Annotated in this window: 10 protein-coding genes and 1 pseudogene; 6 read left to right on the top strand and 5 right to left on the bottom strand. The window is 59.1% G+C overall.

The window, feature by feature from the left end:
* Positions 1-102: pseudogene (locus tag FG91_RS21740) on the top strand (IS5/IS1182 family transposase); the annotation flags it as partial.
* Between the two features lie 206 nt (positions 103-308).
* Positions 309-1,400 (top strand): asparagine synthase-related protein, encoded by a 1,092-nt coding sequence (locus FG91_RS21380; RefSeq protein ID WP_161785641.1) that lies wholly within the window; start codon positions 309-311, stop codon positions 1,398-1,400.
* Between the two features lie 15 nt (positions 1,401-1,415).
* Here the strand turns inward: FG91_RS21380 and FG91_RS08790 are convergent, their stop codons facing one another.
* The 4 genes from FG91_RS08790 to FG91_RS08775 all read right to left on the bottom strand — a co-directional run bounded on the left by FG91_RS08790 (position 1,416) and on the right by FG91_RS08775 (position 7,848).
* Entirely contained in the window at positions 1,416-3,485 is a 2,070-nt protein-coding gene (locus FG91_RS08790; protein ID WP_161785640.1) for an Atxe2 family lasso peptide isopeptidase, read from the bottom strand.
* 58 nt (positions 3,486-3,543) lie between these two features.
* The gene (locus tag FG91_RS08785; RefSeq protein ID WP_037514255.1) at positions 3,544-6,135 is read right to left on the bottom strand and encodes a TonB-dependent receptor; all 2,592 of its coding nucleotides are present in this window, start codon (positions 6,133-6,135) and stop codon (positions 3,544-3,546) included.
* A gap of 64 nt (positions 6,136-6,199) precedes the next feature.
* Positions 6,200-7,273 (bottom strand): FecR family protein, encoded by a 1,074-nt coding sequence (locus tag FG91_RS08780; RefSeq protein WP_037514254.1) that lies wholly within the window; start codon positions 7,271-7,273, stop codon positions 6,200-6,202.
* On the bottom strand, positions 7,270-7,848 hold the full coding sequence (locus FG91_RS08775) for an RNA polymerase sigma factor (protein ID WP_081940491.1): 579 nt from the start codon (positions 7,846-7,848) through the stop codon (positions 7,270-7,272). Before FG91_RS08775 ends, FG91_RS08780 begins: the two co-directional genes overlap by 4 nt.
* 472 nt (positions 7,849-8,320) lie before the next feature.
* Between FG91_RS08775 and FG91_RS08770 the strand changes: the two genes are divergently transcribed.
* From FG91_RS08770 to FG91_RS08755, 3 genes are all read left to right on the top strand, one after another.
* Positions 8,321-9,499, top strand: a complete 1,179-nt coding sequence (locus tag FG91_RS08770; RefSeq protein WP_037514253.1) for a hypothetical protein — start codon at positions 8,321-8,323, stop codon at positions 9,497-9,499.
* Positions 9,489-10,748 (top strand): S8 family peptidase, encoded by a 1,260-nt coding sequence (locus FG91_RS21375; RefSeq protein WP_152568060.1) that lies wholly within the window; start codon positions 9,489-9,491, stop codon positions 10,746-10,748. The genes FG91_RS08770 and FG91_RS21375 overlap by 11 nt, the downstream gene beginning before the upstream one ends.
* Before the next feature lie 65 nt (positions 10,749-10,813).
* Positions 10,814-11,014 (top strand): hypothetical protein, encoded by a 201-nt coding sequence (locus tag FG91_RS08755; RefSeq protein ID WP_037514248.1) that lies wholly within the window; start codon positions 10,814-10,816, stop codon positions 11,012-11,014.
* Positions 11,015-11,173: 159 nt separating this feature from the next.
* Here FG91_RS08755 and FG91_RS08750 read toward each other — a convergent pair whose 3' ends face one another.
* Entirely contained in the window at positions 11,174-12,091 is a 918-nt protein-coding gene (locus tag FG91_RS08750) for a class I SAM-dependent methyltransferase (RefSeq protein ID WP_152568059.1), read from the bottom strand.
* Between the two features lie 136 nt (positions 12,092-12,227).
* Between FG91_RS08750 and FG91_RS08745 the strand changes: the two genes are divergently transcribed.
* Positions 12,228-16,286: a tetratricopeptide repeat protein gene (locus FG91_RS08745; protein WP_037514242.1), complete on the top strand. Its 4,059-nt coding sequence runs from the start codon at positions 12,228-12,230 to the stop codon at positions 16,284-16,286.
* Positions 16,287-16,578 lie beyond the last annotated feature (292 nt).

Raw genomic sequence — 16,578 nt, 5'->3', positions numbered from 1 at the left:
GCCAAGGATTGGGAAACTACCATCGAATCCTCCACGGCATGGATAACGATAGCCTCCATCCGCATGCTCACCCGCAGAACTGCAAGGTATTGCTACGCTTGAGAAACTTCTGAGTCAGGCACTCAGGTATTTTCCAACTTCTCGCGGGATGTGCGATCACAATCCCGTCTGCACCGACCGAAATCTTAAACTACTGGAACCCTTGGGATCACATTCACCCGCAAAAGGGGAGCGCGGGCAACGCCGAACGTCTCAAAAGAATCGTGCAGGCAACGCACAGCGCCTGGGCATCCTGCTATAAGAACCCTGTGGTCGGGCTGTCCGGTGGATTGGACTCTTCAATCGTTGCTGTATCTTTAGCGCAGCACAGCCGAGCGGTTTCCTGCCTCACTTTGACTACCGATGATCCGGTTGGCGACGAGCGCGCTTATGCTCAAGACGTTTGTCGATTGATCGACGCGCAGCTTATCGAGACTCCCTATCGCGATGACGTCGTGGAACTGGGTATTTCGGCCGCCAGAGATTTGCCCATTCCCAATGGCATGCTGCACGAACTCAGTTACAATTATGCGGTACGCGATGCCGTGGAACGGCTGAACGCCGATGCTTTCTTTGCCGGCCTCGGTGGAGATAACGTATTCTACCTGACCCATTCTGCACGACCGATTTTGGATCGCATTCAAGTGGAGGGCTGGTCGCGCCACATATTCGCAACGGCGAACGACATTTGTGCAATCACGGGAGCTAGCGTCTGGGAGGTCTGGCGTGCAGCAGTTCGTCAAAGTCGACACCGAAAGCAGAAGTTCGACTGGCCTACTGTCCGCGAGTGTTTGAGCGAAGAGTTTTTATCAGAAGAGGCTAGAAATCCCGCGGTCCATCCGTGGCTCCCACCCGACGATACATCCCCAGTCGGCAAGGTGGGACACGTGGTCCTGCTTCTTCGGGCTTTGAACCATATCGAACACCGCGACAAACTCTTGTCGGTTCCAATGATCTGTCCGCTTTTGTCGCAACCTGTGGTCGAACTATGCCTGAGCATTCCGACATGGGAAAGCTGCGCGGGAGGCATTGATCGTGCTGTCGCAAGAAATGCCTTTTCAACCGTCCTGCCGGCGTCGATAGCCAGGCGTCAGGGCAAAGGTGGGCCTGAAGGTTTCGTCGCCCAGTTCATCGAGCGCAATCGACTGCAAATCGCCGAGCGACTTTTAGATGGCGCTCTTGCCGATCAACGGTTGCTGAATCGTCTGCACCTCGAAAAAATTCTGCTGTCGGACCAAAAGTTGAGTCCAGTGGATCGCCCTCGCATTATGACCCTCCTCGATACCGAGGCTTGGGTGAATCACTGGTCAGCGAGGGGCTCGATCCTTGCCAATTCGGTATCGGCCTTCGACCACCTGTAGGACTAACAAGAAGGCTTAAGGGCGTTTCGATGCATCATCTCGAAGCCACCTTCCCTTCATCGCCGACCACCTTACTGCTTCCTCGCGCTCTACCGGATCCTCCGGCAAAACGTCGCGGAGCCAAAAATCGAACCAAGCGAGATTTCTCTTGTAAACCGCTAACTGGTGAGCGGGTTGCTGTTTTATGTGATGCTCCCCAGGAAACAGGAAAAGATCGGTTGGAACTCCGGCCTGCGACATCGATACGTAGCTACCAAGAGCAGCCAGATACTCGCTGTCCGCAGCTTGAAACAGGAGCGGGAATTGCACGCGCTCTGGCTGCATCATCAATGAAATTTTCGACCAGAATACATTGTCCCGATCGGCAAGCTTGGGCCATCCAGCCTCGTGATATCTTGCTGAGATCATCGGCCCAAGAAACGCATCTTGGGTCGGCTCCAGGCAGCAGCCGCTTACAGAGCCCGCGGCGAACAGGGAACTATTCAGCGCGGCGAACTGAACGGTGACGGAGCCCGCACTCAACCCCGCGATACCAATGCGCTCTGCATCAACGAGACCTTGATCGACCAGCGATCGAACGGACGTCTCAATCGCTGATAGAATGTTCCGTTGCCCCACAAAATCCCGGTCATAGGTCGTTTGCAGTGCAGCTGCTGTCGTTTTTCTTCCCACGATTGCTTCGGCGTCACGGATATCAACCACCAGAACGAAGTATCCTCTGTTCGCCAAAGGCTGGATCGGAATCTCGTCACCAACGCCCCCCCTTAGAAAACCGCGGGTTCGGTACTGGACAACGACGAGTGGAGAACGGACACCTTCCCGGAAGTTCACCGGATAGACAAGATCGCCATAGAATTCGACGCCCCAATCATTGCGCCAATTCAGGCGCTTCACTTCGCCTTGTTTAAGGGAGACGAAATCTGGGTTCGACCGAAATAAAGTGGTGTCATTGGAACCGTCGAAGCTAATTCGTACGAGATGCCGGGGAACACGCGACCGTTCACGCAGGCAAAGCAGATCCTTCGCAACGGGCTGACATTCTATCAATGCGTCGGTGGTCCGGTAAATGCGGCGGGGCGCCGTTTTGCCGGGTGCCCATTCATAGATCGCGGTGACACTATTCCCCCACCCCTCGCGCCGGGTGAAACGAAGCCTGCTTCCATCGTCGGTCCACCACAACGGGGTCCATGCGTCCGGCTTGCAAACCGTAGCCGAGCAGACTGCTCGCTTGCCCATTCTGTCCTCGACGACCAGCGCATAATCGGGTGGAAAGGGCGAACCACCGACAGGCTCTATCCAGGCCTTTCGTTGGTTCGGGCCAATTGCGAACGCGGGTGCTTCGGGGGGGACGCTAGGCGGTTGCGCGAATGCTGCAGACTCTGCCTCCGTCGCTGGACGTTCGGTGCCGTCATCAATGACCAACGCAGTGTACGTTCGAACCGAATTCGGCGACTGAGGCCTAGCAGTCTTTATCGGGAGCGCTCGAGAATCATATCGCCAGCCCCGTAATCCCTCAAAATCGATCATCTTCACCTTGTCGTGAAGCGCCGGGCGCGTTTGATAAACAATCATGCGTCCATCTTCGGTGATCCGGAAGTCTTCCACGTCTACGCCGGCGTGAGTTATCTGGCGGACACGTTTGCTGGTGAGATCGACAATCCAAATCTGTGTCGACCGATCGACCCGTTTCAAGTACGCGACCCACTCACCAGACGGTGCCCAACGAGGCGTAACGGGGGCGGGGACGCCAACATGAAACGACGCCCATCCGAATGCCGGCGCCGCGTCCATGATCAACTCATCGGCAGTGTCGACGATGGCTGCTGCGCTACCAGCTCGAAGCGGCAGAACTACCAAGGCGGCACAATGCTTATTGGTTCCGGCGTCGCCACGCTGGATCTGGAATGCGACGGAATCCTTGTTCGGCGAGAGGGCTAGGATAGCACGCGCGGGATCAGCTCGATAAATCGGACCGATATCTCGCAGGCCGACAAGCGTTTCGGCTGTCACTTGCATCGCCAGATGGTCATTGCCACCCTGGTTCAGGGCGGCTGAACAGTGGTCCGCCGCGCGAGCATCGTCCATGATACCGCCAACGATAGCGAACCCGACCAATCCGCCGCTTCGTAGAGCCCTAAACATGTCACCAAGCCTTGGTAATGGTGAGATTCACCACTCTGCCAACCGGCGATTGATTCAATGAGTCATACGGAGGGATTGAAGGTAGGCTCGTACGGATCAGAGCCGGCTTCTTGTTGAAGAGGTTTTCGACACCTATCGTCCATTCCACGTTGGCCAATAGGCCGCGCTTGTCCGTGCTTCGCACCTTTAGAACTGCATCAAATGACGTAAAGGACGCGATTTTCGCGGTAGGGGCCGCCCGATTATCCTTTGTTCCTCCGACATATGAGGCGATGGCGGTCAAGGTAATCGCACCCCGCTCCCATGTGGAAAGAAGACGGCCACGCCAGTGTGGCGGAGCAAAAATGATGCCAGCCTGCTTTGTGGGCACCATCCCTTCGGTCACAATTCGCTCGCTGTCGATGTAGCTGGCGGATCCCTTGAGCGATATCTGACCATCCTGATCGAGCTCACGCGTGTAGCTTATGGATAGGTCCATTCCCTCGACGGTTTGAAGCGCGACATTCTGCAAATTATTGCGAAAAATCGCGGCCACGGCAGACGGATCAAAGGGGTCAGACGTCAAATTCATGAACACCCCATTGAGTCCATTGATCGCGTCAAGCACGTCGGTCTCGGTTGGATTTAGCTGGACGAACCGGCTGTAAATCGGAAGAAAGGCGGTGCTCGGAGAGAGGACCGGCTCCGCAACCCGATTGCGGTACCGTATACGGAAATAACTTGCTTCAGCCTGCAGGCCGTCCAGCGCTACGGGATTGATAATAGTCGAAAAGTTCCAAGTCGTTGCGCGCTCAGGGCGCAAATTCTCATTTCCCCCGAACACATATAGTACGGGTTGGCTGGTAGGAGGGGAGGGTAAATAGTTGCCGCTCGGAGTCAGCTGAGCGTTCGAGGCTTGTCCTAATTGGTGAAGCGTCGGCGCCTTGAATGACCGGCCCCAACTTGCTCTGAAATCCAGCCCTTTGACTGGAGAATAGATCATTCCGATCTTAGGTGTTGTAACCCGCCCAATGCCTCTATGATCTTCGTATCGCAGTGCGCTGACCACCTGTAACTTCTCGACGAAATTGATTTCATTCTCTCGTGAGATGAGCGGCAAAAATAGTTCGCCGTAGCCGAATGCCACTCCGCGAGCCTCATTGAACGTGCCAAAAGGAAGCTCGACGCCCCCGACGAAACCGCGAAGATCAAAGTCGAGTGAAGTTGATCTGTAACCGCCGCCTAGAGCCAATCGAGCGTTCCCGCCAGGCAGGCTCACCAGCGGCCCCTCTGCGCCGATTTCAATAGATTTTAGATCGTTGTAATACTTCGGTCGGACCAGCAGTGTTTCGACACCGCCGGTTACGATATGATTAGTGATCGATGTGTCACTCTTGCTGTAAGTACCGGAAATTCGGACGGTCCAGTTGGACGCCAGCGCGAGGCGCAAAGATGGCGATATCGACCAACTTTCCACGCGTGAGGACACGACGCTGCCGTCATCATAGCAAGAGTCGGGTGCTGTTACACTGACCGTCAGGCATTGCGGCACCGTACGACGCAGGTAATTTCCGTCGAATTCGAATGTGAGATTGTCTGTCAATTTCTGTTGGCCCGCCAAGGCCAGACCGACCTGCTCGAGCCCGGCGATCATAGTGGCGTCTGGCGACAGAGAACTCGTGTAGGAGCGGTGCCGGCCTACGATTTCGGTGACGCGCCGGTAATCAAGAGCGACCATTGCACTCCCGCCCTCCCACGAAGGGCCGCCAACGATACTATACTGCTGAGCCTTTGCGCCGCCGTCCGTGGCTGCGCCGAACCTGGCAGACGTGATGATGCCGTCGACGTCTCGGCGCAGGATCACGTTGGCAACTCCGCCGACAGCGTCTGAGCCATAGAGCGCCGATGCACCGTCCGCCATGACGTCGATGCGTTGAATGGCTGCAATCGGGATCGCTGATATGTCAACTCCCTGATAGATTGCGTCGAAAGCGACGCGATGCCCGTTGATAAGCGTGAGTGAAGCATCAGGCCCTAAGCCGCGCAGATTAAGTGCCGAGGATCCGGTTGTGTTCTGTGTACCTCCTTGGCCTGGCCCCGCGATCGTTGGATTCTGACCGCCAGAAAAATTCTGGGGGAGATCGCGGATCATTTGACCGAGATCGGTTTGGCCAGCCAGTTCCGCATCTCGTCGGGAGACGCTCGTGATTGGGGATGTTGCAGGGGCCCCGCGAATGCGCGATCCGGTAACGATGATCGTGCTTTGACCGCTGCTCTCGTTCACCGCGGCTTGCGACGGGGGAAATCGCTCACGGATAATGATTGCCCCTCGCCGTTCGAGGATGACGAGGTTCGTCCCTTGGATCAGAACTTCTACGGCCTCGCGAGGCGTGTACTGCCCTTTCAGGGCTGGCGCTCGTTTTCCATCTACGATGTCCGTCTCGAAGTATATTTCGCTGTTCGACGTTCGACCGACCGACCGCAACGCAGAACCCAAATCCTGGGCTTCAAGTTGATAACCGCGGCGCTGCTGCGTCTGCGCGGCCGCGGGCGTGCAAACCAGCGCCGCGCTGATTGCAATCGCGGACGTAAAGATTTTGCCCCGTAACGACATGAATTTCGTCTCCCTGCCCAGCGAACGCGCCGGTGTTTGGGAGGCGACGAGCGAGGCTCTCAAATTATGAGGGCGGCGTGCAGTTTTCCTTCTGCGGTGACGGGCACGTCTTGACGAGAAGCAGCTGATTATTTCCCCGAATGAGAGCCAAGCGAAGCATATCGGCGAGATTCTCGGCCAGCCGCTCCACATCTCGAATGCGGTACGTGCCGGAAACTTTTCTGTCGCTGACGTCCGTGGCCGCCACCAAAATAGGCCCGGTAGCGTAGCGGTTCGCTTCCCCGACAACATCGCCGAGCCGCACGCCGTCATATTCCCTGACGCCCTCTGGCCAACGCCGATCCGCACCGGGCGCACTGGTCACCTGAATCGGGGTCGCCGCATTCTCGGCCCGGAAAATCAACTGCTGACCAGGGGCTAGCCGCACTGGCATTCCAGCTGCAGACACATCTCTTCGAACTCGGACGTCGACCGAGCCTTCGAAGAGTTGGACGGTGACCCGTTCGTCGCGAGCTAGGCCAACGTCGAAGCTTGTTCCCAGCGCGGTTATGGTCCCATTTCCGGCTGCCACGACAAACGGCCGCTTGTCCTTCTCCACATTGAACCGGGCACGTCCGCGTACCAACCGAACATCACGCAGGTCCCGGTCAAATTTGGTCAGCACAAGGCTATCGGTATCGAGCGTCACGCGCGATCCGTCCGGCAACTGCACTTCCCGGATCTCACCGAGCTTGCTCTGCAGCTGGCCCGCGTTCTCACTGGGAGTGCTGCTGTTGGCGATCTCGGGGCCGTCCTGTTTAAGCGCGCCGGGCGAAACTACGCCGAGATAGAGCGCCGCCACTGCGCCGACGAGGCCGAATGCAAGCCCCGCCATCTTCAGTTTTCCGGGCCTCTGACTGGCAGGGCCCGGCGCGGGAGAATCAGCGTCGTCCGGCGCATCCTCCTTCAGACCCTTGCCGATACTGAACGTCTCCGCGATCTTGTTATAGGCTGTGCGATGCAGGGCACCTCGTGCGAGCCATGCTTCGAACTCTTCGCGGCGAGCATCGGCATCGGGACCGCGCATGATCGCAAACCATTCAGCGGCCTCGTCCCTCAGATTACCGGGCCGCTTTGGCGTATCAATATCTTCGTTCATTCCCGCTCCAGGGCCGCGTCAATGTGGGCGAGAGCGCGTGCGACATGATATTGCACCGTGGGAATCGAAATCCCGAGCTTTTCCCCAATCTCTCTGTACGCAAGCTCTTCAACACGGTGAAGCAGAAATACTTCTCGCGTGCGATCGGGCAGCTCGGCCAAGGCGCGGCGATAAGCGCGCATCACGTCCTCGGCTTCGATGCCGTGATGCTGATCGGGCGAGACAGCCGGTTCGCATCCTTCGCCGATCGGCACATGAAATGATGCCAGTCGCACCTCCGCGCGCTTGCTGCGGTCGTAAAGCAAATTGCGGGCGATGCGTTGCAGGTAGGCTCCGGGTGTCGGCATCGCTCGCTGCGCCAACGATCCCACGAGGCGAACGAAGGACTCCTGGACGAAATCGCCTGGGTCGTCGCCGTCGCGAAGCCGCGCCCGGAAATATCGGGCGAGGCGAGGGGCTTCCTTCCGGAACAGGGACTCAATGTCTTCCTCGATCGGGGACTGGCCTTCGGCGATGGACGGGTCTTCTGCATTCAGCCCGCCCGTCGGGCTGCGGAAATCGCTGTTCGGTGGCATGAATGCACTTGGCCTCTCGGGCCGACAGATGTCGGGCGCCCGGGATAGCCGGTGCCAAACTGATGCAAGGTGTGCCGCATCGATAACTTCGACCGCGACCGCTCGACGCAAACAACGAGCGTAGTGATACCCGGCAGGATAATCCTATGGAGCGATTGCCGGCTCTGTCCACCCCACAGCCATAATCATAATAGATCGGCGTGATGCTTCAAGGCCTTGGTTGATTGCGACCAGCACTGCCGACATGTGGATTCTGAGCAAAGGATAATGCCGCGACCCCGAGTCGCATTCAAAAAGATACGCAGATGCAAACGGAATACGCTCGCCTTATGAACCTGATAATAAGTTCAATTATCTCGTAATGAGATGATACATGTCAATGTGGGGATAATATTTATGTCCCGCAGACTTGAGGTTTAAGGGAGTTTACTGCAGCCTGTTACCGATTCTGAAGGCCTGAGGGGGAACGGGCATGAGAAGACACCTTGTGATTTCATCACTCCTGATCGCTGCCGCCTCTTGTCCGAGCCAGAGCAGTGCTCAATCGGCCAATGAAAATAGCGCGCAGGAGGTCGCCGAAACGGAAAAGGCGCGATCAGAGGCTCGCAAAGCGGCAGCCGACGCACGAAAGGCTGAAATCGAGGCCGAGATTGCCCTCGAGAAGGCTCGCTTTTCGTTTTTGCCGCAGTCGCCAGCAGAAGGAAAAGTGACCCTCGGAGATGGGGCAGGCAAAGCGGAAGCCGCGATGCTGACGACAAGCGCTATCCGCAAAGCCGCAGAAGAAATCGTAAAGAAGGCGAAGCCGCCTGCGAAAACAATCCTCATCGCTGGCAGCGACCAGTTCGACCTATCCGCGTTGCTGACCTTCCGGGCCGAAGCAATGGGCGTGGAAGCGCAATTGAAAAGCGCCTTAGCCGTCGGCGATCTTGCGTCATGCACAGACGGAACCATCGGAGTCGAAATTGTCGGTGCGGGCGTTAGTACGCTCATAACAGGCGTCGCCGGTATGCTGCGAACCGACACCGAACTACGGGGCATAAAGACCGAGCTCGATGCTCAACTTCTCGCGCGGGCCATTGCCGCCATCGAGCCTGGATTGGTAATACCAAAGTATCGGATTAACCCTGCCGTCAGCAAGAATAACAGCGTCCTGTGCCAATTAAATCGCCTCGACCTGGCACGTGGCACAGCGCAGGCGAAGCTCACGGCGGCGCCTCCTCCCTCGGCCGACAGTAAGGCACGCCTGGAAGGCGCCATCAAGCGGTTCGACGACTTTTATCAGAGCTGGACGAAGCCCGGGGAGGGTGGAACGGTTCGTCTTGCCGCCGCTATTGCTCAAGCAGAATTTCTCGGCGCAGACACTCGCGTCTTGCGCGTCCATCTCGACAGCCAAGGCGGGAGCTTGCTCACGCGCAGAAACCTCTGGACGGCTCTGGGGGCAAAGGCGATCGCTGTCTCGGGAGGTGTGGTTGCCAGCTTCACCCTGGACGACCCGGCAACCGGAGCAATCGAAAAGAGCGGCGTATATATTTGCGGCACTACGCTTACCGATTTCCGGAAAGTCCAGAAACTCAAAGGTCTGGAGGCATTCTGCGAGCCCACAGAGCCCACTGATCCCGCCGAACCGAAGGGAGGACAAGTTGCCGAGTGAAGCAGTGCTAGGGCAAGAGTTGCTCGATGAGCGTCGCACGGAAACCCGTCGGTACAAATTGCGCTTCCCCACGCGCGAAGCGCTTGAGGCATCGCTTGCGATCGAGGCGGTTGGGGGCGCCGTTGCCGTCGCCCTGCCCGAGCGCCGCGTTATCAGTCTTGATGTGCCTGCCGCGCAAGTCTCATTTATGGCGGAGGGCTTTGAGGCCGCTCGTCAGCACTATGGTGCCGAGATTGTCGAAGACTATCGTTACTCGCTCGAACAACTGGATTTCTATAATCCGTTGGCCTTCGCTCCCGAAGGCGAAGCGCAGCAATCGCTCGATGACGTCATCGAAGCGATTGGGGCCCCGCAAGCGTGGAGCCACTCTCGTGGAGAGGGTGTGGTCATAGCGATCGTCGACACCGGTATCGATGGTCTGCGTCCCGAATTTCCTCATTACAAGCGGCATCCGCGCTCTTGGGCAGCCAATGGTGAAGACCCCTGGACCGACTGGCAAGGGCATGGAAGCATGTGCGCGGCTATCGCGGCCGGTACCCGCAGTCAGGGCGGTGAGTTCGACGGGGTCGCGCCCGATGCGATGATTATGTCGTGTCGCACGCACTTCTACGATACCGAACTCGCGGCCATTTATGATGAGCTGACTTCGCTCGCTCGTGAAGGTGCCACTGTCATCGCGAGCAACAGCTTTGGTGTTCAGAGCGGGAGCCCGCCACCCGTCCCCGCCGACAGCGACTTCATCCCGGCGCTCGATGATGCGATCGCCGCAGGTGTTATCGTCTGCTTCAGCGCAGGCAATTATCACCATTTGGCAGGAGGAACTCCGGATGGCCACGAGCCGAACTCGATCTGGCTCCACAAGGGCCGTTCGGATCTGTTGACGGTGGGTGCGGCCAAGCCAGACGGATCTATGTGGTATTATTCGAGCCGCGGGCCTGGCCAGTTTCCGGGACAGCCCCTTACGTCACCCAAACCCGATCTTGTTGGGATCACGCCCCCCTTCGGGCGCGTTGTCTATGGCAGCAATGTTTCCGTGTTGAAGGACGGATGGGGTACCAGTGGTTGTTGTCCCCAAGCCGCAGGTTTGATCGCTTTGCTGCAGTCGAAGCGCCACGCGGAGGATGAGCCGCCGCTCAGCCGAGACCAACTGTTTGATGTCATTCGCAAATCGTCTGTGAGTTTGGGCCATCACGGTCATTCTCAAGGCGCCGGACGTCTTGATTGCGAGGCGGCGGTCAATCGGATATAAGGCCCCAATGGATGCGTTAACCTTACGCTCAAAATTCGCCGCTACGATGGTGGGCGGAGACTGTCATGCGTTATAAGATCAAAGCGCCTTCATTGGTCAGCTTTCGCAAGGCTGAGAAAATCGCCCGTGCCGATACGCAGGTCTTTGTGGCGCTAACAGCGCGACGCGTCCTGTCGGTGGGCGATCTATCTGAGAGTGCCCGCCTCCAGTTGATCGACTTGGGCGCAACCATTCTGCCGGATACGCAGTATAGTCTTGCATCATAACGCTTTTCGTCATTGCCGTCCCGCCAGGGAGATCGGGCCTAACTGAGCTGCCCGGAGTGCACGAGATACGGCAGTTTCTGTCATCGAAGCTGAGTTTGTCACCGCGGATGACATGGCGGAAGCCCCGATGATATCGGCGATCCAAATGTCGGATGGTCCTTAGCCTTCCCGCCTGATCAAAATCGAAATGGCGTAGTTCGGCATCGCGCTCACCCCGCTGTCCGTGGAACGAACAACAATACCATCAGCGGGCTCCTCATATGGGATTGATCCGATCGATTCGACACGGAACGGCTTGTCTTCCAGCCAGTCGGAATAGTCGAGGCGCATGGCATGAGCGACCTGATCGATGTCGATCGCACAGGCCCGAACCACGAGATGAAGGGCGCCACCGGGCCGCAATCGTTCGCCTGCGATGGCGAGCGCTCTGTTCTCAATCAAGGTACGGTGCTCAGCGTCACTCTTGATCTTGAAGTGTCGCACGATCTCTGTCGCGCTCCGTGCCTTGTGCACGCCGCTGAACCATAGGGTCAGCGCATCCAACGGTCCCAACGTGTCGAGAACTCGCTCAACCTCTGGGTCTTGAACGACGACATCCGATTGAATCAGCGTGATGCCGTTCGATCCGATTTGCACGGTACCACGATAGGTCGATACGTATCGACCGCCTGTCACAATCTCGTCGCGCCCCCGCCGGATGTTCGAACGCGGCGCCTTAATCGCGAGCAAGCTTGCGGCTGCCTCCAGACAGTCGGGATTCTCGTCAACCCCAATCAGATGGGCCGCCGCAGGGAAGGCGCTGCGCAGGGCTGCGAGGCCATGCCCGCGGCCACAGCCGACATCGAGCAATGCTCGCACATCGCCCGCCTGGGCTAAATGCTCGGCGAGCATGCCGTAGAGCCCCTGCTCCTGGTAGGCAGATGCATTGCCGGCCCATTCCTCGGCGTAGACAGTTCGGGCGATTGCGAGCATTTCCCCCTCGGGCGCATCGACGATGCGTTGGTGACAATCGCGATATCGTCTGCCGTTGCCGCATCCACAGGGGTCGTCGGGCCCAAGATGGTGTTCGGGGTTCATCGTGCCAGCATAAATTCAGACCAGAATTGGGGCAATCTTGGATTTTCAGTAGTGCTGAAATAGCGCAGACGATGGTTGACACTGGCGCCCGATCAAACGACTCCGCTGGTCGACAATCCCACCCGAGTTGCTTTCGATGACCGCATCTGTTCCTGCCCCCCTCAAAAGTTCCGCCGCGCGTGAGGCCGTCGATTCATTACGTGGCTATTCGTACCAAATACTGCGCAGCATCGAGGCGTGGATTGATCTCCAGGAGGGAGCGGTCCTTGTTCTGGAAGGCGCCGAAGATCTTGATGTCATTGAGGAGACTGGTGCCGCCACAGTTGAGCAAATCAAGGATACCTCGGGTTCCGGTAACGTCACGTTGCGGTCGGGAAGCGTCCTCGAAGCCATCGGAAATTTCTGGGACCATCTCGGACGAAACCACGGCGTTGCGATCCAGTTCAGGTTCCTCACGACGTCCGGAATAGGACGCGAGAAGAACCAGCCATTCGGGTTCGATACTCCCGGGCTCGAAGCGTGGCAACGTATCCAGTTGGCTCCAACCGACCCCAAATCGCTCGAAATGGCGGCGGGAATAAAAGCCTTTCTGATGAGCAATGAAACGCTGAGCGAACCCTTCAGGCTGTGGCTCACCAACGCGTCGACGGAAGATTTCATCACTCGCATCGTCCTGCCGATGCAGTGGGTCGCCGGCTGGCCCACATCGACCGACCTCTATGATAGTATCACCGCCAAGCTCGTCGAGTTGGGCGAGACGCGCGGCGTCGGTTCCGCCGATGCGGTCAAGGCGCTCGACGCGCTGCACACCGAGGCGTGGCGCGTTGCAACGACCAAGGGCGGCCGCATGCTCAGGCGCGGCGATCTTCTCAGGATATTTGACCAGGCGGGCACGACTGCTGTTCCGAACAGTCAGCTGCTAGCGCTTCTCGGGGTTGTCACTGGCGCTCATGCCGGCACCACTGCCGTGGCGGTGGCCCCCGAGGCCTTCTCGCCGCCCCCAAGAGCAATAGCCGGACGGCACGCACGTCCCGAGCTCGAGGCTTCCATTCGTGAAGCGCTCGATACAGGAACCGTCCTCATTCATGGCGGTACCGGCATGGGCAAGACCGCCCTCGCGCTCGCGGTAATCGGGAACCCTGACCAGTGCGCATGGCTGGACCTGCGCGACACACCGACACCCGCCGCAACCTCGCGTATCGATGCTCTCGCCGCCCGGCTTGCCGAGACAGGCCGCGCATATGACGTCGTCTTGGATGACCTGCCCGCCGACGGCGACGCCCGCTCGCTTGAAGGCGCACTCGGCCGGCTGCGTGCTGTTCAGGACCGTCTCGCTGGCAAGCTGCTGGTGACATTCTCTGACCGCCTGCCAACCCGACTAGCAACTCAGCTCACCCTTGGACCAGATCATGTTTTCGCGGCTCCCGCGTTCGAGATCGAGGATATAGTCGGCTATCTGGCCGCCTGCGGCTGTCCGACCGCTCACGTCGAGACATGGGCGAAGCTTATCCACGCCTCCACGAGCGGACATCCTCAGCTTGTGGACGCCCGCGTCTCGGCCCTCACCGACGACGGGTTTCCCAAGCCTGACATATCTGAACTGCTGGTTGTGTCGGAGGGTGTACTCGATGTCCGATCCGAAGCACGTCGGCTGGTCGCCGCGCGGCCGGCAGACGACCGCGAACTCCTGGCCCGGACTAGCCTTCTTCTCGGAAGGGCGTCGCGGGAGAGGCTGATGACGATCGCGCAGATACGGCCATCCATCCTTGAACCTGGAGATGTTATCGACCGGCTCACCGGGCCTTGGCTCGAGCGCCTGGAGAGTGACAATCTCCGGGCGTCACCCTTGCTCCGCAATCTGGGCGTCGACACGCGCGGACAGGAGTGGGCCACCGGCATGCACCGGGAAATTGCAAACTCCTTTCTGGGGGGCGGCACGTTGCTCGCCACTGACATTTTCGAGATCGCGACCCATGCGATGCTGGGCGGCAGTGCCGCCGCCCTTATCTCGATCTTGCCCGGCCTCCTTCAGGCATCGCCCGAAGTATGGGAGCAGGTCGCTCAGACTGCCTCGATGCTGATCTACATGGGTCTTGATGGTGCCACGCTGCCTTTTTCCGACCCGGTAGACACAGCTGCGTTCCGCATCCTGCAGGTTCGGATTGCAATCGAGATGGGCGATCACGCCCGCGCATCTGACATCGTGGCGCAGGCTCTCGAAGAATTTGACGCTGCGGACAAGTCCGCCGTCCCGGGGCCGGGGCTGTTCGAGGTCGTATTCCTTTGGCAGGTCCTGCAGCGGCCGGGAAATGCTTCGCTCGAGGAGCTCCTTCGTCTCTCGCTCAGGCTTGTGAAGGCCGGTGCACGGACGACGGAGGTTCTCCGCAAGGCGGTGCCGCCAGCCGACCTGGATGCCGACGACCTGCATTTCCCCGATCTCTCGGCCTTCGTGCCCATGACGCTCGCTCCTGCGATCTCCGATGTCGAAGACTTCGCCAAGCTGCTGGATTTGATGGAAAGGCTGGACGAGGCCGACCGTGTCACCGCGCTCGGTGGCTACGCCGCCGATAGTGAGGCCGCCGCTCTTGCCCTCGATCGGATATGGCTCGGCGAAGCGTCGCGTCCCGATCCTCGCTGGCCGGAACTCGAACGCGAACTCAAGCGCGCGATAGCCCTCGCCGATGAGCTGTCGATCACGCAGCTCGGTGCGGCAGCCGCACCGCTCCTGATCCGCGTGATCGACGAAAACCTCAAGCAGCCCGAGGCGGCTCTGGCGCTTGCCGATGCTATGATCACCGATGTCGCTCGACCCGCACGGGTGCTGACAGCCAAGGCGAAGGTCTTGTGGCGAAGGGGGGAAGCCGCCCAGGCTCTGCCACTCTATGAGGAAGCGCTTCCGACCTTCCCGCTGGGCCTATCCTGGAAGACCGACGCACTGCGCGAAGCCGCAATGGCCGCCAGCAAGGTGAAGGACTGGCCGCTCGCCGCTCGCCGTCTCACCGAAGCCGTCGCAAGCCTCTCCGAAGACGAACCACTCGTACGGCACGTCGGATTTCGGTTCGATCTGGCGATCGCATTGCATCTCTCGTCCAGAACGAGAGAGGCCGTCAACCGACTGGGCGAGGCGATCGACCTGCTTGTCGACGATGGTCAGGAGACACCGCCGGAGCCGCTGCTCTCCGTCCGGCAGGTCGGCTCCCAGGCGATTAAATCCATCGGTTTCTCGCTCGGGTTGAAGGGGCTGGTCGGGGATCCGCAGATGCCGCTCGAGAGGCTTTTCGGTTCGACGAGCAGCCTTGAAGAGCTGCTTTGGGGAGATCAGCAGCCGGCGCCGCTTGACGTGGTAGCCCTGGTCATGGCCGATCTTGACGTCCAGCTTCCCGAATATCCGCAAATCGCCGAGAGGCTGGCGCGAAGGCTTCGTGAATCGCCTGATCTCCTTGCCCAGAGCACACAGGGTGATCTTTTGACGAAGCTCGCCGTCCGCACACTCGATGTCACTAGCGGGGCTGATGATGCGATCCGCGAAGTTCGCGCTCTGGGTTTTGCGGTTGCTGAGAGGGATGCAGGCCGTGACACGGCGGGTCAGAGATTCTCGTCGGCTTCAATCGTAGTCGAGCCGCGGTGGCAGGAGCTCGTCAAGTACCGGCTCCTCGCCCGCATCGTTGCGATGATCGCGGCGGGACGGGCGAGCGCCATCCCGATCGATATCTGGCGAGCCGCCGTCGAAACGGAAGAACTGAGCGACGTCCTCGCAATGGTCGACGACCTTGGACGGATGATCGACGGATCTGAGGATGCTTCAAGCCGCATTATGGGCGGCAACATTGACTGGAACGGCCATCTGCTGGCAGTCTTGATGGCACCCGTCCAACGCCCGATCAGCCCGGATCAACAGTTGGTCTGTCATGCCGTGGCCGCGCGGTATCTCAGTCAGGCAAAACTAGGAGAGTTTTGCGCCGAGCCGTTCTCGACCTTGGTAACCGACGCATGGCTGGACCGGTGCGACAGCCCGGCCCAGCTTGTGACGCCGCGCTTGACGGTTCCCGCAATCCAACGCGCAGTCACCAGTACAGCTACAGGTTGGCCGCGTGTCGTAGCAGTGCTGCAGGAAGCCAAGCATGCTGTATCGGCTTCGGCAGCATCGTCCGTGAACGAAACGCTCCACGAACTCCGGAAGGCCGTGGCCGCTTGAGGCTGTTGGCGACGGGAAGTCGGAAACGGCATCAGATCGCGGGTTTCCTGTCTTCTATCGTGATGCAAATCGGGACGATCTCATCGGTCATATAGCGTCGGGATCCTTAGCTGAAAGGACCAACGGTAAGCGTGGTCAGGAAGCGGCGATCGATTAACTGTCGCGAGATTTGGCGTCGGCGTAGGCTGCTCTTCCTAGCGCCCGGCGCTTGGCGAGGATCGCCATCCGTGCGTTGACCTCGTCGGGGCTAATATCGGCGGGATCGAATATGGGGTCGTGCCCCGGACCGTGG

Source organism: Sphingopyxis sp. LC81, assembly GCF_000756375.1.
GTDB lineage: Bacteria > Pseudomonadota > Alphaproteobacteria > Sphingomonadales > Sphingomonadaceae > Sphingopyxis.
Note: the sequence above shows the minus strand (reverse complement) of the source record. Positions and strands in the feature narration are given on the sequence as shown.